This is a genomic window from Streptomyces cinnabarinus, assembly GCF_027270315.1.
Classification (GTDB): Bacteria; Actinomycetota; Actinomycetes; order Streptomycetales; family Streptomycetaceae; genus Streptomyces; species Streptomyces cinnabarinus.
This window is the reverse complement of sequence record NZ_CP114413.1, coordinates 1,210,371-1,233,261: the sequence shown is the minus strand read 5'-3', so window position 1 is coordinate 1,233,261 and position 22,891 is coordinate 1,210,371. Positions and strand designations below refer to the sequence as shown.

Annotated in this window: 2 protein-coding genes; both read left to right on the top strand. The window is 72.6% G+C overall.

Features of this window, described 5'->3' with window-relative positions; all coding sequences use genetic code 11:
* The first annotated feature begins 21 nt into the window (after positions 1-21).
* Positions 22-10,032, top strand: coding sequence for a type I polyketide synthase (locus tag STRCI_RS05420; protein ID WP_269657687.1), 10,011 nt, complete (start codon positions 22-24; stop codon positions 10,030-10,032).
* Positions 10,033-10,041: 9 nt separating this feature from the next.
* Complete coding sequence (locus STRCI_RS05415) at positions 10,042-22,854, top strand: type I polyketide synthase (protein ID WP_269657686.1); 12,813 nt, start codon at positions 10,042-10,044, stop codon at positions 22,852-22,854.
* Positions 22,855-22,891: the final 37 nt, after the last annotated feature.

The following is a 22,891-nucleotide window of genomic DNA, read 5'->3' as shown; positions in this document are numbered from 1 at the left end:
ACCCGAGAAGACGGAGGCGACATGACCACCTCGACCGGAAACGACCAGCACGACAAGGTCGTTGCCGCCCTGCGCGCCTCGCTGACCGAGGCGGAACGGCTGCGCAAGCAGAACCGGCAGCTCCGCGCGGCGGCCCGCGAGCCCATCGCGATCGTCGCCATGGCCTGCCGTTACCCCGGCGGCGTCCGCTCGCCCGAGGACCTGTGGCACCTGGTGGAGACCGGCACGGACGCCGTGTCCGCGTTCCCCGCGGACCGCGGCTGGGACCTGGACGCGCTCTACGACCCCGACCCCGACCGCCCCGGCACCTCCTACGTCCGCGAAGGCGGCTTCCTCTACGACGCCACCGACTTCGACGCCGACCTCTTCGGCATCTCCCCCCGCGAGGCACTGGCGATGGACCCGCAGCAGCGGCTCCTGCTGGAGGCATCCTGGGAACTGCTCGAACGCGCCGGGATCGACCCCGCCGACCTGCGGGGCAGGCCGGTCGGCACCTTCGTCGGCGGCGGCCACTCCGGCTACGGCACCACCGGTGCCCCCCTGCCCGAGGGCGCCGAGGGCTATGCCCTGACCGGCAGCACCTCCAGCGTCATGTCCGGCCGCGTCGCCTACACCTTCGGCTTCGAGGGCCCGGCCGTCACCGTCGACACGGCCTGCTCGTCCTCGCTGGTCGCCCTGCACATGGCCGTCCAGGCACTGCGCAACGGCGAGTGCGAGATGGCCCTCGCGGGCGGCTCCGCGGTCATGTCCACCCCGTTCGGCTTCATCGAGTTCAGCCGCCAGCGGGGGCTCGCCGCGGACGGCCGCTGCAAGGCGTTCGCGGCGGCGGCCGACGGTACGGGATGGGGCGAGGGCGTCGGCGTACTGCTGCTGGAACGGCTGTCGGACGCCCGCCGCAACGGCCACCAGGTCCTGGCGGTGGTGCGGGGTTCGGCCGTCAACCAGGACGGCGCGTCCAACGGCCTCACGGCACCCAACGGCCCGTCCCAGCAGCGCGTGATCCGCGCCGCGCTGACCAATGCCGGGCTCAACGCCACCGAGGTGGACGCCGTCGAGGCGCACGGCACCGGGACGGCACTGGGCGACCCGATCGAGGCCCACGCGCTGCTGGAGACCTACGGACAGGGCCGGTCGGCGGAACGGCCGCTGCGGCTGGGGTCGGTGAAGTCGAACATCGGGCACACGCAGTACGCGGCCGGAGTCGCGGGTGTCATCAAGATGGTGATGGCCATGCGGGCCGGCGTCCTGCCGCGCACCTTGCATGTCGACGCACCCACTCCGCACGTCGATTGGGCCTCCGGTGCGGTCGAGGTACTCACGCAAGCGCTGCCTTGGGAACGGCACGACCAGCCGCGGCGGAGCGCGGTGTCAGCCTTCGGGATCAGCGGGACGAACTCTCACGTGATCCTGGAGGAGGTGCCGGAAGAAGAGACTCAGGAGCGTTCCGCGCCGGGGAGCGGAGTGCTCCCGTGGGTGCTGTCCGCCGGCTCGGCGGAGGCGCTCCGGGCACAGGCCGAGCAGTTGTCGCCGGTTGCCGGTGCGCTTGAACCGGTGGACGTGGGCTGGTCGTTGGCGACCAGTCGGGCCGGGCTGGGTCATCGGGCCGTGGTCTGGGGTCCGGGGCGCGAGGACCTGACGGCGGGGCTCGCCGGGGTGGCTTCCCCGGGTGGTCTGGTGGAGGGCCGTCTCGCGGTGCTGTTCACGGGGCAGGGCGCGCAGCGCGTACGTATGGGTGCGGAGCTCGCCGCTGAATTCCCGCTGTTCGCACAGGTGTTGGGCGAGGTGTGCGCCGCCTTTGAGGGGTTGTTGCCCGAGCCGTTGGCGGAGGTGCTGGCGGGCGGCTCCGACTTGCTGGATCAGACGGTCTTCACGCAGGCCGGGCTGTTCGCGGTGGAAGTGGCGCTCTATCGGCTCGTGGAGTCGTGGGGGGTCCGGCCGGACTTCGTGATGGGTCATTCCATCGGTGAGCTGGTCGCCGCCTACGTCGCGGGGGTGTTCTCGTTGGAGGACGCCTGCCGACTGGTTGCCGCCCGTGGTGGGCTGATGCAGGCACTGCCCGAGGGCGGAGCCATGCTCGCCGTGCAGTCGGGGCCGGATGAGATCGGAGACCTTCTCGGTTCAGTGGATCTGGCGGCGGTGAACGGGCCCTCGTCGGTGGTGGTCTCGGGTCGTGAGGCCGACATCGAGGCCGTACGGCAGCGGTTGACGGGTGTGAAGACGCGGCGGCTGTCGGTCTCGCACGCCTTCCACTCCTCGCTGATGGAACCGATGCTCGCCGACTTCGAGCAGGTCGCCGCGACCATCACCTACGCCGAACCCCGGATCCCCGTCGTATCGAACCTGTCCGGACGAGTGGCGGGCAAGGAGATCCGCACCCCCGCTTACTGGGTCCGGCATGTGCGTGAGGCCGTGCGTTTCGCCGACGGTGTCGCCGCGCTGGCCGAGGCCGGGGTGACGAAGTTCCTGGAGCTGGGCCCGGACGCCACGCTGACCGCGATGGCGGCAGAGTCCGCCGAGGGCCTGTTCCTTCCCGCAACTCGCCGCGACCACAACGAAGTCGAGACCTTCACCACCGCCATCTCCCGCCTGTGGGCCAGCGGAGTCGACGTCAACTGGCGTGCCCTCTACGAAGGCCGCAACCCGCGCCGCGTAGACCTCCCCACCTACCCCTTCCAACGCGACCGCTACTGGCTCGACGGCCCCCGCACCCCCGCTGCCCACCCCACCGATGCCGAAGAGACCCGCTTCTGGGAAGCCGTGGAGCGTGAGGACGCCACCGCCCTCGCGAAGGCGTTGGACACCGATCACGACGGCGCTCTCCGCGACGCGCTCCCCGCACTGGCGGCCTGGCGTCGGCGCCGTCGCGAACAGCGCGTCGTGGACGAACTCCGTTACTCGGTCACCTGGAGGCCGCTGCCGCCCACGGAGGCGACAGCGACCGGCCGTTGGCTGGTAGCAGTGCCTGAGGACGCCGACAGTGCAGCCACCGCCGTTCTGGCCGCACTCACCGCGGCCGGGATCGAGCCGGTCACCCTTTCGATGCCGCTCTCCGGAGAGGGCCTCGAAGAGCGGCTGGCCGAGCCCGGGTACGCCACCGCCGCCTTCACCGGCGTGCTCTCCCTCCTGGCCTGCGACCCGGCAGCCACCACTCCCGATGCCGACGGGCTCGCCCCCGCCGTCACCGCCACCCTCGCCCTGCTACGGGCGCTCACCGCCGCCGGAACCGACGCCCCCCTGTGGTGTGCCACCCGGGGCGCCGTCACCGCGACGCCCTCCGACGCGGCACCCGACGCGGGGGGCGCCGCCATCTGGGGCCTCGGCAGGGTCGTAGGACTGGAACTGCCCGATCTGTGGGGCGGTCTCGTCGATCTGCCCGCGAGCCTGGACGAGCGCACCGGGCGGCTGCTGGCCAGCGCACTGCTCGGAGCCGGCGGTGAGGATCAAGTCGCCGTCAGGGCCGCCGGGTTGGTGGCCCGGCGATTCGTCCGGGCACCCGGGAGCGTGCGGGTGGAGGGTGCGTGGCCGCCGCGTGGCACCGTGCTCATCACGGGCGGCACGGGAGCGCTCGGCGCTCATGTCGCCCGTTCCCTCGCCGACGCGGGTGCCGAGCATCTGCTGCTGCTCAGCCGCCGGGGGCCCGAGGCGCCCGGTGCCGACGCGCTGGCCGGTGAACTGCGTGCCACCGGTGCCCGGGTCACGGTGACGGCGTGCGACGCCGCCGACCGGGACCGGCTGGCCGAGGTGCTGGCCGCTGTACCGGAGGAGCTGCCGCTCACCGCCGTGGTGCACACCGCCGGAATCGTCGAGGACGGGGTGGCGGCCTCGCTCACCGAGGAGTCGCTGCGTCGTGTGCTGCGGCCGAAGACCGCCGCCGCGCACCATCTACACGAACTGACCGCCGACCACGACCTCGCGGCTTTCGTCCTGTTCTCGTCCGTCTCCGGGACGGTCGGGACGCTCGGCCAGGCCGCGTACGCCGCCGCGAACGCCTCGCTCGACGCGCTGGCCGCGCGTCGGCGGGCCGCGGGACTGCCCGCCACGTCCGTGGCCTGGGGGCCGTGGGCCGGGGCGGGCATGGCGGGGGAGCGGATCGTGGAGAGCGGGGTCCGGCGGGCGGGGCTGGTGCCGTTGGATCCGGGGCGTGCGGTGGCCGCTCTGCGCCGGGCCGTGCTCGGGGGCACCGACCCCGCCGGGGCGGTCGCGGTGGTGGATGTGGAGTGGGCGCGCTTCGCCGCCGCCTTCACCGGCAACCGGCCCAGCCCGCTCCTGGCCGACCTCGCCGAGGTGCCCAAGGTCTCCGGCGGCGACCGTCCGGCCGGTGCCGAGGACCTCGCGGCCCGGCTCGCGGCGCTGCCCGCACGTGACCGGGAGCGGGCCGTGGTGGAGGTCGTACGCGGTCATGTGGCCGGAGCGCTCGGCCATGCCTCCGCCCAACGCGTCGATCCCGAACGGCCCTTCAAGGAGCTCGGCTTCGACTCGCTGACCGCCGTCGACCTGCGCAACCGGCTCATCGCCCACACCGGGCTGCGGTTGCCGACGACGCTCGTCTTCGACTACCCCAGCACCGGCGCGCTCGGCCGTCATCTCCTCACGCTGCTCGTCCCGGACGCGACGGAGGGGAACGCTGACGCCGTACCGGCGGGGGAGCAGGTCGCCGACGACGATCCGGTCGTCATCATCGGCATGAGCTGCCGGCTGCCCGGCGGGGTCGAATCCCCTGAGGCGCTGTGGGAGTTGCTCGCCGACGGCCGGGACGCCATCACTCCCTGCCCGGACGACCGCGGCTGGGACATCGAGGACTACTACGACCCCGATCCCGAGCGGCCCGGCAGCACCTACGGGCGTGAGGGCGGCTTCATGACCGGCGCGGACACCTTCGACGCCGCCTTCTTCGGGATCTCGCCGCGCGAGGCGCTGGCCATGGACCCGCAGCAGCGGCTCCTGCTGGAGACGAGCTGGGAGACCATCGAGCGGGCCGGGATCGATCCGCAGCGGCTCCGCGGCAGCAGGACCGGCGTCTTCGTCGGCCTCGTCGCCTTCGACTACGCCCACGCCTACGGCCCCGGCCAGGAAGATCTGGAGGGCTTCCTCGGCATCGGCAACTCCGCGAGCGTGGCCTCCGGCCGGGTCGCCTACGCGCTCGGCCTCGAAGGCCAGGCCATCACCGTCGATACGGCCTGTTCGTCGTCGCTGGTCACGCTGCATCTGGCGGCTCAGGCGCTGCGGAGCGGCGAGTGCACGCTCGCGCTCGCCGGCGGGGTCACCGTGCTGCCCTCGCCGTCCATCTTCCTGGAGTTCAGCCGCCAGCGCGGGCTCTCCGCCGACGGCCGGTGCCGTGCCTTCTCCTCCGACGCGAACGGGTTCGCCCCCGCCGAGGGCGTCGGCATGCTGCTCCTGGAGCGGCTCTCCGACGCCCGCCGCAACGGCCATCGCGTTCTCGCCGTCGTCAAGGGCACCGCGATCAACCAGGACGGCGCCTCCAACGGGCTGACCGCCCCCAACGGGCCCTCCCAGCAGCGCGTCATCCGTGCCGCGCTCACCGCGGCCGGGCTGGCCTCCGCCGACGTGGACGCCGTCGAGGCGCACGGCACCGGCACCACCCTCGGCGACCCCATCGAGGCGCAGGCGCTGCTGGCCACGTACGGACAGGGGCGATCGGCGGGACGGCCGCTGTGGCTGGGCTCGGTGAAGTCCAACCTCGGTCACACCCAGGCCGCCGCGGGGGTCACCGGAGTGATCAAGATGGTGCTGGCGATGCGGCAGGGCGTACTGCCGAAGACCCTGCACGTGGACACGCCGACCGCGCACGTCGACTGGGACAGCGGCGATGTCGCCCTGCTCACCGAGGCGACCCCCTGGCCGGAGACGGGACGGGCCCGTCGTGCGGGTGTCTCCTCGTTCGGGATCAGCGGCACCAATGCGCACGTCATCCTGGAGGCTCCGGAGGACGTCCCATCGGAGCCCGCACCCATCGCCGGTGAGCCGGTCTGGCGCGGCGGAACCCCGCCGTGGACGCTCTCCGCCCGTGACGCGGACGCGCTGCGCGCCCAGGCCGCCCGCCTCGCCGACCGGCTGTCCGGGACCGCCCGCCTGTCCGGGACCGACCAGCTGTCCGAGACCGGCCGACTCCCCGGCACCGACCCGGCCGATGTCTCCTTCGCCCTGCTGACCCGACGCGCCGCCCTGGAACACCGTGCGGTCCTCCTCGGCCCCGACCCCGTGGGCACGGCACGCTCCCTGGCGGAGGGCACGGACGCCCCCGCCGGGCTGGTCGTCACCGGGCGGGCCAAACCGGCCGCCGGCGTCACGTTCGTGTTCCCGGGGCAGGGCTCGCAGTGGCTCGGCATGGGACGCGAACTCCTCCTCGCCAGCCCGGTGTTCGCGGCCCGGATCGCCGAGTGCGAGGCGGCTCTGGCGCCCTTCGTGGAATGGCGGCTCACCGAGCTGCTCAACGGGCCCGAGACGGAGTCCCGTTGGACGGACTGGACCGAGCACGTCGAGATCATCCAGCCCGTGCTGTGGGCGGTGATGATCTCCCTGGCCGCCGTCTGGGAGGCGCTCGGTGTCACCCCGTCCGCCGTTGTCGGCCATTCCCAGGGGGAGTTGGCCGCAGCTGTGGTGGCCGGGGCGCTGAACCTGGAGGAGGCCGCCCGGATCATCACCGCCCGCGCCGCGCTCGGGGCGACGTTCCTCGGCCGCGGGAGTCTGGTCTCCGTGGCCGAGAGCGCCGAACGGCTGGCCGAGCGGCTGGCGGGCCGGCACGGCACGCTCTCCATCGGAGCCGTCAACAGTCCCACGTCCACCATCGTCGCCGGCAGCCACGAGGCCCTGGACGCCCTGGTCGCCGAACTGGCGGCGGACGGCGTCTGGCACCGCCGCATCGCCCACGCCTACGCCTCCCACTCCCCCCAGATGGACGAGGTCGAAGAGGCCCTGCTCACCGCCATCGGCACCATCAATCCCCGCCCCGGCCGCGCCGTCTTCCTGTCCACCGTCACCGGCGAACCCCACGACACCGCCGCCCTGGACGCCGCCTACTGGTACCGCAACCAGCGCGAACCGGTCTCCTTCCGCGCCGCCGTCGAGACCGCCGTAGCACTCGGCCACACCACCTTCATCGAGGTCAGCGCGCACCCCGTGCTCGTGGCCGCACTGGAGGACACCGCCGCCGATGCCACCGTCATCACCGGCACCCTCCGCCGTGACGAAGGCGGCCCCGACCGGTTCGCGACCTCCGCCGCCACCCTGTGGACCGCCGGAGTCGACATCGACTGGACCGCCCTCCACGCGGGCCGCACCCCCCACCCCGTCGACCTGCCCACCTACCCCTTCCAGCGCCGCCGCTACTGGCTCACCGCCCCCTCCGGCGCCGCGGGCGACCCGGCGGGCCTCGGCCTCACCGACACCGGCCACCCCCTGCTCGGCGCCGTGGTCCGCCCCGCCGACGACGAGGGCCTGCTGCTCACCGGGCGCCTCACCCCCCACGGCCACCCCTGGCTCGGCCAGCACCGGCTGCTCGGCACCGCCCTGCTCCCCGGCTCGGCCCTGACCGAACTGGCGATCCGCGCCGGTGACGAGGCGGGCTGCGGACGGCTGCGCGAACTGGTGCTGGGCAGCCCGCTGGTCCTGCCCGACCGGGGCGGCGTGCTCCTCCAGGTCGCCGTCGGCGCCCCGGCCACCGACGGCACCCGCACCGTCGCGATCCACTCCCGCCCCGAGCACGACGGCGACGACGAGCCCTGGACCTGCCACGCGGAGGGCGTCCTCGCGGCGGAGACCGGCACCGAGCCGGATGACGCCCTCACCAGCTGGCCCCCACTCGGCGCCGAACCCATCGACGTCTCCGGCTTCTACGCCGGCGCGGAGGCGGCCGGTTACGGCTACGGCCCCGCCTTCCACGGACTGCGCGCCGCATGGCGCCTCGGCGAGGACATCTACGCCGAGGTCGCCCTGCCCGACACCCTGCGCGCCGAGGCCCAGCGCTACGGCCTCCACCCCGCCCTGCTCGACGCCGCCCTGCACGCGAGCGCCCTGTCCCTGCCGACCGGACCCGGCACCACGGAACTGCGCCAGCCCTTCGCCTGGTCCGACGTACGGCTGTACGCCACCGGCGCCACCGAACTGCGCGTCCGTCTCACCCCCGACGGATCCGACGGCTCCGACGGCACCCGGATCCTGCTCGCGGACCCGGCGGGCCGGGCCGTCGCCGAGGTCGCCGCGCTGGTGCAGCGCACGGTCGACGCGGGACAGCTCACGGCCGCGGCGCCCGCCGACGCCCTGCTGCACACCGAGTGGACACCGCTGAAGGCGGACCAACCGGCCGAGGACGCGGACGCGTTCGCCACCTGGGCGGTCCTCGGGGACGACCTGCTCGACCTCACCGTCACCCTCCAGGAGGGCGGCCACGCCGTCGTCGGACACTCCGACCTCGACGGCCTGCTCGCGACCATGGAGGCGGGGGTACCGGCCCCGGAGTGGGTGCTGGTGCCGTGCGGCACCTCGGGGACCTCCTGGGCGGCGGCTCTGCTCGACCGCTGGCTCGCCGAAGAACGGGTGAGCGATGTGCGGCTGGCCGTCGTCACCCGCGACTGCGGCACCGACCCGGCGGGGATCGCCGTACAGCACCAAGTGCGCCTCATCCAGGCCGAACACCCCGGCCGCGTGGTCCATCTCGACCTGGACGCCGATCCGGAGCCGGACGTTCCCAGCGCCCTGCACGCCGCGCACGCCACCGGAGAGCCGACCCTCGCCCTGCGCGACGGCTCGCTCCTCGTGCCGCGCGCCCAGCGCGTGCCGGACAGCGGGGCGTACGCGTCCCTGTCCGGCGGCACCGTCCTGCTCACCGCCTCCGGCGACGGCGCCGCGGCCACCGCCCTGGTCCACCACCTGGTGACCGAACGCGCCGTCCGCTCGCTCCTGTTGGCCGCCCCCGCCACCGACCCCCTCACCGAGCTGACCACCGTCCTCGGTGAACTCCTCCGCACGAGCGGAGCGACCCTGGAACAGGTCACGGGCGACCTCTCCGACAGGAGTTGGCTCGCCACGCTCGTCGGGGACCGGCCGCTCACGGCGGTCGTGGACACGGCGGGAGACCCAATGGTCACCAGCCATCTGCACGAACTGACCCAGGCCGACAGCTCACTCACGGCCTTCGCCGTGCTTGCCGCCCGGCCCGATGCCCGCCTCACCGCCCTTGCCCACGAACGCCGAGCAGCCGAACTGCCGGTCGCACTCGCCACGGGAGCGCCCTGGGATGCTCGCTCCGACCTGTCCGAAGGAGCCGGAGCTGCCCTGGCCACCGTCCTGGACCGGAGCCTGCCCCCGCTCGTCGCCACCCGCCTCGACCCGACCGACCTGCGCCGCCGCGCCGCCACCGGCACCCTCCCGCCCGAGCTGCGCGACCTCGCCCCCGCGTCCCCGACCCGTCGCCGAGGCGCCGCCGGTGCGACGGAGGGCACCGACCCGGCCGCCGGAGACGCCCTCGTCCGCAAGCTCGCGGGCCTCGGCGCCGACGAACGCCTCCGGCACCTCACCGACCTGGTACGCCGACAGGCGGCCGCCGTCCTCGGCCACGACTCGGCCGAAGCCGTCGACGCCGAACGGCAGTTCAAGGACATCGGCTTCGACTCGATGATGGCCGTGCAGCTCCGCAACCGCCTGGGCGCGGAGACCGGGCTCACCTTCCCGCCGACCCTGGTCTTCACCTACCCCGCCCCGACCGCCCTCGCCGCCCACCTGGACGAGCGCCTGCGCCTCGCCGACGGCGACCCGGCGGCCCCCGACGACACCGACCGCGTCCTCGCCGAGATCGAACGCCTCGACACCGCCCTCGCCGCCGTGGAACCCGGCATCGACGACCACGCCGCCCGCGCCCGGGTCGTCAAACGGCTGGAGTCGGTCCTCTGGCGCTGGACCACCGGCACCGCACCCACGGGCGACGGACCCGACGAGGGCGTCCTCGACGGCACGGCCCTCGACTCCGTCACCGACGACGAGATGTTCGACCTGATCGACCGCGAGCTTGGAGCCTAGGAGCATCCGATGCCGAACAACGAAGACAAGCTCCGCGAATACCTCAAGCGCGTCACCGCCGACTACTCCCAAGTACGGCAGCGGCTGCGCGAACTGGAGGCCAAGGACCAGGACCCGGTCGCCGTCGTCGGCATGGCCTGCCGATTCCCCGGTGGCGTCACCACACCGGAGGACCTGTGGCGCATGGTCGCCGAGGGCACCGACGGCATCACCCCCTTCCCCACCGACCGGGGCTGGGACGAGGACCTCTACGACCCCGACCCCGACGCCTACGGCAAGAGCTACGTGGTCCAGGGCGGCTTCCTGCACGACGCCGCCGACTTCGACCCCGAGTTCTTCGGGATCTCGCCCCGCGAGGCCCTCGCCATGGACCCACAGCAGCGGCTCCTCCTCGAAACATCCTGGGAGGCGATCGAACGGGCCGGCATCGTCCCCGCCGCCCTGCGCGGCACCCGCACCGGCGTCTTCGCCGGAGCCGTCGCCTCCGACTACGCCGCGCGCCTCGACACCGTCCCCGAGGAGATCGAGGGCTTCCTCGTCACCGGCAACATGACCGCCGTGGTCTCCGGCCGGATCTCCTACGTCCTCGGCCTTGAGGGCCCCGCCGTCACCGTCGACACGGCCTGCTCCTCCTCCCTCGTCGCCACCCACCTCGGCGTCCAGGCCCTGCGCAACGGCGAGTGCGACCTCGCCCTCGCGGGCGGCGTCACCGTCATGCCCACCCCCTCCGGCTTCATCGGCTTCAGCCGCCAGCGCGGACTCGCCCGCGACGGCCGCTGCAAGGCCTTCGCGGCCGCCGCGGACGGCACCATCTGGTCCGAGGGCGTCGGCATCCTCCTCCTCGAACGCCTCTCCGACGCCCGCCGCAACGGCCACCACGTCCTCGCCGTCATCCGCGGCTCCGCCACCAACCAGGACGGCGCCAGCAACGGCCTCAGCGCACCCAGTGAACTGGCCCAACGCCGCGTCATCCAACAGGCCCTGGACAGCGCCCGCCTCACCGCGCGCGACGTGGACACGGTCGAGGCACACGGCACGGGTACGACACTCGGCGACCCGATCGAGGCCCAGGCGCTCCTCGCCACCTACGGTCAGGGGCGCGAGCCGGACCGGCCGCTCTGGCTCGGCTCGATCAAGTCCAACATCGGCCACTCCGGCGCCTGCGCCGGTGTCGCGGGCCTCATCAAGACGGTGATGTCCCTGCGGGCCGGCGTGCTGCCCCGCACCCTCCACGTGGACGAGCCCACGCCACACGTCGACTGGACCTCGGGCGATGTACGCCTGCTCACCGAGGCCCGTGAGTGGGCGGCGGGAGAGGGGCGACCGCGCCGGGCGGCCGTCTCCTCGTTCGGTGTCTCCGGCACCAACGCGCACATGATCCTGGAGGAGGCGCCGCCGACGGACGCGGGGCCGGTCGTGGTTTCGGGTCCGGAGGGGTTGTCGGGGTCTCCGGTGGTGCCGTGGCTGGTGTCGGGGCGTACGGCGCCTGCGCTGGCTGCGCAGGCGGGGCGGTTGTCGGGGGTGTCCTCGGCCTTGGGTGACCCGGTGGATGTGGGGTGGAGTCTTTGGGCTTCGCGTACGGCGCTGGAGCATCGGGCGGTGGTCTGGGGCCGGGAGGCTGCCGAGTTGACGGCGGGGCTTGTGGCCTTGGCGTCGGGTGAGGTGGTGGGACATGGGGTCTCGGGGACTGCTGTTGTCTCCGGGGCGCCGGTGTTCGTGTTTCCGGGGCAGGGCGCGCAGTGGTTGGGGATGGGGCGGGGGTTGTTGGGGTCCTCGCCGGTGTTCGCGGCGCGGATCGCTGAGTGTTCTGTCGCTTTGTCGCCTTTCGTGGATTGGTCGCTCACGGAGGTATTGAAGGGCGACGATGACGCGTGGATGCAGCGGGTGGACATGGTCCAGCCGGTGTTGTGGGCGGTCATGGTGTCGCTCGCTGCCGTCTGGGAGTCGCTGGGCGTCAAGCCCGCTGCGGTGATTGGTCATTCGCAGGGTGAGATCGCGGCTGCGGCCGTGGCAGGTGTGCTCAGCCTGGAGGATGCCGCCCGTGTGGTGGCGCTGAGGTCTGGCGCTATCCGGGATGAACTGGCTGGTCGTGGTGGGATGTTGTCGCTGGCGACGGGTGCTGAGCAGGCTGCCGGCTGGGTGTCGCCGTACGGTGATCGTGTTTCGGTGGCGGTCTACAACGGTCCGGACGCCACCGTCGTAGCCGGTGACCCGGAAGCCCTGGACGAGATTGCCGCTGTGGCGGAGGCCGCTGGTGTGCGGGCCCGTCGCGTCCCGGTGGACTACGCCTCCCACTCCGCGCATGTGGAGGACATCCGGGAGCGGCTGCTGGAGGACCTTGCCCCGGTGGCGCCGCAGGAGTCCCGAATCCCGGTCATCTCCACGGTCACCGGCGGGGTGTTGGACACGACCACGATGGACGCCTCGTACTGGTACGAGGGCCTGCGTCAGCCCGTCCGTTTCACCGAGGCGATCCAAGAGGCCCTGAACCAGGGTCACTTCCGCCTGATCGAGGTCAGCGCGCACCCCGTCCTGACCATGGGCGTCCAGGCCATCGCCGAAGCCGCAGAGCAGCCCGTCACTGTCGTCGGCACCCTCCGTCGCGACGAGGACGAGAGCACCCGCTTCATCGCCGGCGCCGCCGAACTCTGGGTTCGTGGCGTGGACATCGACTGGTCGGCCGTGTACGTGGGCCGCTCCGTCGACCGCCTCGACCTCCCCACCTATGCCTTCCAACACCAGCGCTACTGGCTGGAGTCCGGCACGAGTACCGCCGACGTCAGTGGGGCGGGGCTGGCCGCCGCCGACCATCCGCTGCTGGGTGCGGCCGTGAGCCTTGCCGCTGATGGGGGACTGGTCCTGACCGGCAGGCTGTCGCTGCGTACGCACCCCTGGCTGGCGGACCATGCCGTCGCGGGCGCGGTCCTGTTGCCGGGCACCGGATTCGTGGAGCTGGCGATCCGCGCCGGGGACGAGGTCGGTTGCGGCCATCTCACCGAACTCACCCTCCAGGCACCGCTGATCCTCCCCGAACAGGGCGCCGTCCACCTCCAGGTCGTTGTCGGCGCCCTCGACGCCCAGGGGCAGCGCGGCCTCGCCGTCTACTCCCGGGCCGAGGACTCCGCGCCCGACCAGGAGTGGACACTCCACGCGGAGGGAGTGCTCAGCCCGGAGCCCGTCACGCCGTCCGGCGCCGGACTCACGGACTGGCCCCCGACGGGCGCCGAGAGCGTCGACGTGTCCGGCTTCTACCCGGGCGTCGAGGCGGTCGGCTACGGCTACGGCCCCGCCTTCCAGGGCCTGCGCGCTGTATGGCGGCGCGGCGGCGAGGTCTTCGCCGAGGTGGAGTTGGGGGAGACGGCTCGGGCGGAGGCGGGCCGGTTCGGGATTCATCCGGCGCTGCTGGACGCGGCGTTGCACGCCAACGGATACGGCGAATTCGGTGGCGGCGGTGAGCTGCTGAGGCTGCCGTTCGCCTGGACCGGTGTGTCGTTGTTCGCGTCGGGTGCGGACCGGGTGCGGGTACGGATCTGCGCGGCGGGTGATGACGCCCTGACGGTGGAGGTGGCTGACGCTGCTGGCCAGCCGGTTGCCGAGGTGCGGTCGTTGGTGCTGAGGCCGGTGTCGGCCGGGGCGCTGAGCAGCAGCGAGGGCGAGGAACTGTTCCGTACGGAGTGGACGCCTCTCCCCGTACCTGAGGAGGCGACGGGCGCCGGGGTGTGGGCGGTGCTCGGCACGGCGGACCCGTACAACGTCGGCGCTGCCGTGCAGGGTGCCGGGCTTGCCGTGGATTCGTATCTGGATGTCGAGGGTCTACGGGTCGTGCTGGAGGCCGGTGTCCCGGCGCCTGCCTTGGTCTTCTGGACGCCACCCGTCGTCGAGGGTGATCTGGCCGGCGCCGCCCGTCAGATCACGCAGGCGGCCCTGCAGTTCGTACAGGAATGGCTGGCGGAAGAGGCGCTGAGCGACACCCGGTTGGTCGTTGTCACGCGGGGCGCTGTCGCCGCGCGCGACGGGGAGGACGTACGCGATCTGGTGGCCGCCCCGGTGTGGGGTCTGGTCCGGTCTGCGCAGTCCGAGAACCCTGGGCGGTTCCTGCTGCTGGACCTGGATCCGTGGTCGGAGTCGGGCGTTGACCTCGCTGCCGAGGGTGTCGCTGCCGCGTTGGAGGCGGGGGAGTGGCAGCTCGCGGTCCGGGGCGAGGACGTGCTGGTGCCGAGGCTGGCGCGTGCTTCTTCGGGTACGGCGCTGGTGCCTCCGGCCGGTGAGCGTGCCTGGCGGCTGGACACGGTCGCCTCCGGAACCCTCGACGGGCTGGCCCTGTTGCCGGTCCCGGAGGCCGACGCGCCACTCGAAGCCGGACAGGTCCGGATCTCCGTCCGGGCCGCGGGTCTCAACTTCCGTGATGTTCTGATCGGCCTGGGCATGGTCCCCGACCAGCAGGTCATGGGCAGCGAGGCCGCGGGTGTGGTGGCCGAGGTCGGACCCGGGGCCACCGGCTTCGCGCCCGGGGACCGTGTCATGGGCTTTGTGACGGGCGGCCTGGGCCCGCTCTCGGTCACCGATGCGCGCATGCTGGTGCCTGTTCCGGAGGGCTGGTCGTTCGAGCAGGCCGCTTCGGTTCCGGTGGTGTTCCTGACGGCCTACCACGGGCTCGTGGACCTTGGTCAGGTCCAGCGCGGCGAGACGGTGCTCGTCCACGCGGGTGCTGGCGGCGTCGGTATGGCGGCGATCCAGCTCGCCCGGCACCTCGGCGCGAAGGTCCTTGCCACGGCCGGCCCCGGGAAGTGGGACGCGCTGCGCGGTCTGGGACTGACGGACGACCAGATCGCCTCCTCCCGCGACCTCGACTTCCGGGAGAAGTTCCGAGCGGCGGGGGTGGACCTCGTCCTCAACTCCCTCGCCCGCGAGTTCGTCGACGCCTCCCTCGACCTCCTGCCGCACGGCGGTCGCTTCCTGGAGCTGGGCAAGACCGACATCCGGGATGCCGAAGAAGTCGCCGAGGAGCGGCCCGGGGTCGCCTATCGCGCCTACAGTCCCGGCGACGGCGGCCTGGACCGCGCGAGCGAGATTCTGCGCACGATCGTCGACCTCTTCGCGTCGGGCGCCCTGGAGCCGCTGCCGGTGCGGGCGTGGGATGTGCGCCGGGCGCGGGAGGCGTTCCGTTTCATGAGCCAGGCCAGGCATGTCGGCAAGGTGGTGCTGACGATGCCGCCCGTCCTGGATCCCGAGGGCACGGTGCTGGTCACGGGTGGCACGGGCACCTTGGGCGGACTCCTGGCCCGGCATCTGGTGACCGAGCACGGCGTACGTCACCTGCTGCTCACGAGCCGCTCGGGTCCGGAGGCGCCGGGCGCGGCGCAACTCGTGTCCGAGATAACCGAGTTGGGCGCATCGGTCGAGGTCGCCGCGTGCGACGCGGCCGACCGATCCCAGCTCGCCGCCCTCCTCGCCGGCCGGAATCTGACCGGTGTCGTCCACGCGGCCGGCGTCCTCGCCGACGGGCTGGTCACCTCCCTCACCCCGGAGCAACTCGCCACGGTCTGGAACCCGAAGGTCGAGGCCGCCGTCAACCTGCACGAGCTGACCCGGCACGCGGATCTGGCCTTGTTCGCGCTCTACTCCTCCGCCTCCGGTGTCTTCGGTGCCCCGGGCCAGGCCAACTACGCGTCCACGAACGTGTTCCTGGACGCCCTCGCCCAGCACCGCCGAGCCCAGGGCCTGCCCGGCACTTCCCTGGCCTGGGGTTACTGGGAGCAGGCCAGTGCCATGACCGGGCACATGGAAAGCCGCGACCGGGCGAGGGTGTCCCAGGGTGGCCTGGTCCCGCTGTCCGCCGAGCGCGGACTGGCCCTGTTCGACGCCGCGGTGCGCCTGGACGAAGGGCTGCTCCTGGCCAGCCCGTTGGACATGGCGGAACTGCGTTCGCACGCCGCGAAGGGAGTGCTGCCCACCTTGCTGAGGGGGCTGGTGCGCGCCCCGGCCGCGACGCGGCGAGCGGTGACCTCGGTGGCCACGGCGGACGGCGGTTCGCTGGAGGAGCGGCTGGCGGGGCTGAGCGAGCCGGATCGGGAGCGGTTCCTGCTGGACCTGGTGCGGTCGCACGTGGCCGCTGTACTCGGCCACGCGAATCCGCAGTCCGTCGATGCGGAGCGGCCGTTCAAGGACCTCGGCTTCGACTCGCTCACGGCCGTCGAACTCCGCAACCGCCTCAACACGGCGACCGGCCTCCGCCTCCCCGCGACCCTCGTCTTCGACCACCCCACCCCCACCGCCCTCACCCACCACATCCGCTCCCAGGTGTCCGGACTGCCCGACGCCGCCCGGCGGCAGGCCATCGACGTGCGCCCGGCGGGAGCCGACAGCGGCCGGGCGAACGAGCCGATCGCCATCGTCGGCATGGCCTGCCGCTACCCCGGCGGAATCGAGTCCCCCGAGGAGCTGTGGCGGCTGGTCCTGGCCGGAGAGGACGCCATCACGCCCTTCCCGCAGGATCGCGACTGGGACGATGACCTGTACGACCCCGACCCGGAGGCCCAGGGCAAGACCTACGTCCGGGGCGGCGGGTTCGTGACCGGAGCGGCGCGGTTCGACGCCCAGTTCTTCGGGATCTCACCGCGCGAGGCCCTCGCGATGGATCCCCAGCAGCGGCTGCTCCTCGAAGCGTCCTGGGAGGCCGTCGAGCGAGCGGGCATCGCCCCCGGCTCCCTGCGCGGCAGCCGGACCGGCGTCTTCGCGGGCGCCCTGGCCTCCGAGTACGTGGCCCGCCTCAACACGCTGCCGGACGGCATCGAGGGCTTCCTCGGCACCGGCAACATGTCCAGCGTCACCTCCGGCCGCATCGCCTACCAACTCGGCCTGGAGGGACCGGCGGTCACCGTCGACACGGCCTGCTCCTCGTCGCTGGTCGCGCTGCATCTGGCGGCGCAGTCGCTCCGGAACGGCGAGTGCGACATGGCGCTGGCCGGCGGTGTCACGGTGATGTGCACCCCGACCGGCTTCGTGGAGCTGAGTCGCCAGCGCGGGCTCTCGGCGGACGGCCGCTGCAAGGCGTTCGCGGACGCGGCCGACGGCTTCGGCCCCGGAGAGGGCGTCGGCGTCCTGGTGGTCGAGCGGCTGTCGGACGCCCGCGCGAAGGGCCATCGGGTCCTCGCCGTCGTGCGCGGGTCGGCGATCAATCAGGACGGCGCGTCGAATGGGCTCACTGCGCCCAACGGCCCCTCCCAGCAGCGCGTCATCCGGCAGGCCCTCGCCAACGCCGGAGTGGCGGCGGCCGAGGTGGACGTGGTGGAGGCGCACGGCACGGGTACGACGCTCGGGGACCCGATCGAGGCCCAGGCACTGCTGGCCACGTACGGGCAGGAGCGGGCGGACGACCGGCCGTTGTGGCTGGGCTCGGTGAAGTCGAACATCGGCCACGCTCAGGCGGCCGCCGGTGTCGCGGGCATCATCAAGATCGTGATGGCGCTGCGCGCGGGCGTCCTGCCCCGAACCCTGCACGTGAACGCGCCCACCCAGCACGTGGACTGGTCGGCAGGACTGGTCGAACTCCTCACCGAGGAACGGGACTGGCAGACCAACGGCCACCCCCGCCGGGCCGGCGTCTCCTCCTTCGGCATCTCCGGCACGAACGCGCACATCATCCTGGAGGAGGCGCCGCCTGAGGGTTCAGGGCCGGTGGTGGTCTCGGGTCCGGAGGGGTTGTCGGGGTCTCCGGTGGTGCCGTGGTTGGTGTCGGGGCGTACGGCGGCTGCGCTGGCTGCGCAGGCTGGGCGGTTGGCTTCTGTCGCGGGTGATCCGGTGGATGTGGGGTGGAGTCTTTGGGCTTCGCGTACGGCGTTGGAGCATCGGGCGGTGGTCTGGGGCCGGGAGTCTGCCGAGTTGACGGCGGGGCTTGCGGCGTTGGCGTCGGGTGAGGTGGCGGCACATGGGGTCTTAGGGGCTGCTGTTGTCTCTGGAGCGCCGGTGTTCGTGTTTCCGGGGCAGGGGTCGCAGTGGTTGGGGATGGGGCGGGGGTTGTTGGGGTCCTCGCCGGTGTTCGCGGCGCGGATCGCCGAGTGCTCCAGCGCTCTGTCGCCTTTCGTGGACTGGTCACTTGTCGAGGTGTTGAAGGGCGATGACGACGCCTGGATGCGGCGGGTGGATGTGGTCCAGCCGGTGTTGTGGGCCGTGATGGTCTCGCTGGCAGCCGTCTGGGAGTCGCTGGGCGTCAAGCCCGCTGCGGTGATTGGTCATTCCCAGGGTGAGATCGCGGGTGCGGCCGTGGCAGGTGTGCTCAGTCTGGAGGATGCGGCACGGGTCGTGGCGCTGAGGTCGGCTGCCATTCGGGATGAACTGGCTGGTCGTGGTGGGATGTTGTCGCTGGCGACGGGTGCTGAACAGGCTGCCGGCTGGGTGTCGCCGTACGGGGACCGTGTCTCGGTGGCGGTCTACAACGGTCCGGACGCCACCGTCGTAGCCGGTGACCCGGAAGCCCTGGACGAGATCGCGGCCACCGCCGAAGCCAGCGGTGTGCGGGCCCGTCGCGTCCCCGTGGACTACGCCTCGCACTCGACGCACGTGGAAGACATCCGGGAACGGCTGCTGGACGTGCTCGCGCCGGTCGCACCGCAGACCTCTCGCGTGCCGGTCATCTCCACGGTCACCGGCGCGGTGTTGGACACGACCACGATGGACGCCTCGTACTGGTACGAGGGCCTGCGTCAGCCCGTCCGTTTCACCGAGGCGATCCAAGAGGCCCTGAACCAGGATCACTTCCGCCTGATCGAGGTCAGCGCGCACCCCGTCCTGACCATGGGCGTCCAGGCCATCGCCGAAGCCGCAGAGCAGCCCGTCACTGTCGTCGGCACCCTCCGTCGCGACGAGGACGAGAGCACTCGCTTCATCGCCGGCGCCGCCGAACTCTGGGTTCGTGGCGTGGACATCGACTGGACCGCCGTATACACGGGCCGCCCCGTCACCCAAGTAGACCTGCCCACCTACGCCTTCCAGCGCGAACGCTTCTGGCTGGAGGCGCCGAATACGACCGGCGACCCCGCCGAGCTGGGCCTCGGCGCCGCCGACCACCCGCTGCTCGGCGCGGCCGTGAGCCTCGCCGCCGACGGTGGCCTCGTCCTGACCGGCCGACTCTCCACCCGCACCCAACCCTGGCTCGCCGACCACGCCGTCGCGGGCACCGTCCTCTTCCCCGGCACCGGATTCGTGGAACTGGCGATCAGGGCCGGTGACGAGGTCGGTTGCGGCCATCTCACCGAACTCACCCTCCACGCGCCGCTGATTGTCCCCGAACAGGCCGCCGTGCAAATCCAGGTGATCGTCGGTGCGCCCGACGGCAGCGGCGACCGGGAAGTCACCGTGCACTCCCGCCCCGAGGGCGTGGACGCCTCGTGGACCTGGCACGCCGAGGGCGTACTCGGCGCGGACACCGGGCAGCCGCCCACGACCGACCTCACCACCTGGCCCCCGAGGGACGCCGATCCCCTGGATGTCACCGGCTTCTACGAAGGCGCCGAGGCCGCCGGTTACGGCTACGGCCCCGCCTTCCAGGGACTGCGTGCGGCATGGCGGCGCGGGGGCGAGGTCTTCGCCGAGGTCGAACTCAGTGAGGCCGAGCGGGGGGAGGCGGGTCGGTTCGGGATTCATCCGGCGCTGCTGGACGCGGCGTTGCACGCCAACGGATACGGCGATTTCGGCGGTGACCCGGAGACGTTGCGCCTGCCGTTCGCGTGGACCGGCGTGTCGTTGTTCGCGTCGGGTGCGGACCGGGTGCGGGTGCGGATCTGCGCGGCGGGTGATGACGCCCTGACGGTGGAGGTGGCTGACGCTGCTGGCCAGCCGGTTGCCGAGGTGCGGTCGTTGGTGCTGCGGCCGGTGTCGGCCGGGGCGCTGAGCAGCACCGAGGGCGACGACTTGTTCCGTACGGAGTGGCTGCCGCTGTCTGTGCCTGAGGAGGCGACGGGCGCCGGGGTCTGGGCGGTGCTCGGCACGGCGGACCCTTACAACGTCGGCGCTGCCGTGCAGGGTGCCGGGCTTGCCGTGGATTCGTATCTGGACATCGAGGGTCTACGGGTCGTGCTGGAAGCCGGCGTCCCGGCGCCCGCCCTGGTCTTCTGGACGCCACCCGTCGTCGAGGGTGATCTGGCCGGCGCCGCCCGCCAGATCACGCAGACGGCCCTGCAGGTCGTACAGGAATGGCTGGCGGAGGAAGCCCTGAGCGACACCCGCCTGGTGATCGTGACGCGAGGCGCTCTCGCCGCCCGCGATGGGGAGGACGTACTCGATCTGGTGGCCGCCCCGGTGTGGGGTCTGATCCGGTCCGCGCAGTCCGAGAACCCGGACCGGTTCCTGCTGCTCGATCTGGACCCGGAGCCGGAGGCGGGCGCAGACCTCCTGGCGGAGGCCGTTTTGGCTGCGCTCGGGGCTGCGGAGGCGCAGCTGGTGTTGCGTGGCGAGGAAGCCTTCGTGCCGAGGCTGAGCCGGGCCGAAACGGGCAGCGCACTCGCTCCTCCGCCTGGCGAGCGGGCCTGGCGGCTGGACACCCTCGCCTCCGGCACGCTGGACGGACTGGCCCTGCTGCCCTTCCCGGAGGCCACCGCGCCACTCGAAGCCGGGCAGATCCGGATCTCCGTCCGAGCCGCGGGGATGAACTTCCGCGACGTCCTGATCAGCCTCGGGATGTACCCGGGCCGGCCCATCCTGGGCAGCGAGGGTGCGGGTGTGGTCGTCGAGGTCGGCCCCGGGGTCACCGGGTTCGCGCCCGGCGACCGGGTCATGGGGATCATCCCGCAGGCGTTCGCCCCACTGGTCGTCGCCGACGCCCGGGTCGTGGTGCCGATCCCGGAGGGCTGGTCGTTCGAGCAGGCGGCGTCGGTTCCGGTGGTGTTCCTGACCGCGTACTACGGGCTCGTGGACCTTGGTCAACTCCGGGAGGGTGAGACCGTCCTGGTGCACGCGGGTGCGGGTGGGGTCGGTATGGCGGCGATCCAGCTCGCCCGGCACTTCGGTGCGAAGGTTCTGGCCACGGCGAGTCCCGGGAAGTGGGACGTGCTGCGCGGGCTAGGGCTGACGGACGACCAGATCGCCTCCTCCCGCGACCTCGACTTCAAGGAGACCTTCGCCGGAGCCGGAGCCGGAGCCGGAGCCGGAGTCGATGTCGTCCTGAACTCCCTCGCCCGCGAGTTCGTGGACGCCTCCCTCGAACTCCTCTCCCCCCAGGGCCGCTTCGTGGAGATGGGCAAGACGGATCTGCGCGACCCCGAGCAGTTGGCGCGGGCCAACCCCGGAATGACGTATGCGCCGTTCGAACTCGGCGAAGCGGGACCGGAACGGATGGGCGAGATCCTCGCCGAGGTGATGGCTCTCTTCGCGTCGGGCGCCCTGGAGCCGCTGCCGGTGCGGGCGTGGGATGTGCGCCGGGCGCGGGAGGCGTTCCGTTTCATGAGCCAGGCCAGGCATGTCGGCAAGGTGGTGCTGACGATGCCACCGGTCCTGGATCCCGAGGGCACGGTGCTGGTCACGGGTGGCACGGGCACCTTGGGCGGACTCCTGGCCCGGCATCTGGTGACCGAGCACGGCGTACGTCACCTGCTGCTGACCAGTCGCTCCGGACCGGAGGCGCCGGGAGCGATCGAACTCAGGGACGAGCTTGCGGAGTTGGGTGCATCGGTCGAGGTCGCTGCCTGTGACGCGGCCGACCGATCCCAGCTCGCCGCCCTCCTCGACGGCCGGAATCTGACCGGTGTCGTCCACGCGGCCGGCGTCCTTGCCGACGGGCTGGTCACCTCCCTCACCCCGGAGCAGCTCGCCACGGTCTGGAACCCGAAGGTCGAGGCCGCCGTCAACCTGCACGAGCTGACCCGGGACGCGGATCTGGCCTTGTTCGCGCTCTACTCCTCCGCCTCCGGTGTCTTCGGTGCCCCGGGCCAGGCCAATTACGCGTCCACGAACGTGTTCCTGGACGCCCTCGCCCAGCACCGCCACGCCCAGGGCCTGCCCGGCACCTCCCTGGCCTGGGGCTATTGGGAGCAGGCCAGTGCCATGACCGGGCACATGGAAAGCCGCGACCGGGCCCGCCTCTCGCAAGGCGGCCTCAGGCCGATGTCCTCCGACCACGGACTCGCCCTCTTCGACCGGGCCGTGTCCCTGGACGAGGCGCTGTTCGTGGCCAGTCCGCTGGACCTGGCGGAGCTGCGTGCCCTCGCGAAGGGCGGGGCGTTGCCGGGGCTGCTGCGCGGACTGGTGCGCGCCCCCGCCGCCACGGCACGGCGTACGGCGGCCTCGGCGGGGACAGCCGGTGGGTCCGGCGGGCTGGAGGAGCGGCTGGCGGGGCTGAGCGAGCCCGAGCGGGGGCGGTTCCTGCTCGACCTGGTCCGCTCCCACGTGGCCGCCGTACTCGGCCACGCCAACCCCCAATCCCTCGACGCGGAGCGGCCGTTCAAGGACCTCGGCTTCGACTCGCTCACCGCCGTCGAGCTTCGCAACCGCCTCAACACGGCGACCGGACTCCGCCTCCCCGCGACCCTCGTCTTCGACCACCCCACCCCCACCGCCCTCACCCATCACATCCGCTCCCGGATCACCCTCGCCGAAGCGCCCGACACGGCCCCCGCGCTCGCCGCGGATCTGGAACGGCTGGAGCGGGTCATCGGCGCGGCCAGCACCGACGACGTCGTCAGTCACCGCATCACCGACCGGCTCCGGGCGCTGCTCACGGCCCTGGAAGGCGCGGCGCCCGACACCGGGACCGCCGCGGACGACGACCTCGACGACGCCACCGACGACGAACTGTTCGACCTCCTCGACAGCGAGTTGGGGACAGCGTGAACCGGCCCATCCGACTCGACGTGCCGACAGGAGCCCC

Bases quoted from the DNA above. Each gene is read 5' to 3' on its own strand.
- STRCI_RS05420 (WP_269657687.1), top strand. From the start codon at position 22: ATGACCACCTCGACCGGAAACGACCAGCACGACAAGGTCGTTGCCGCC.
- STRCI_RS05415 (WP_269657686.1), top strand. From the start codon at position 10,042: ATGCCGAACAACGAAGACAAGCTCCGCGAATACCTCAAGCGCGTCACC.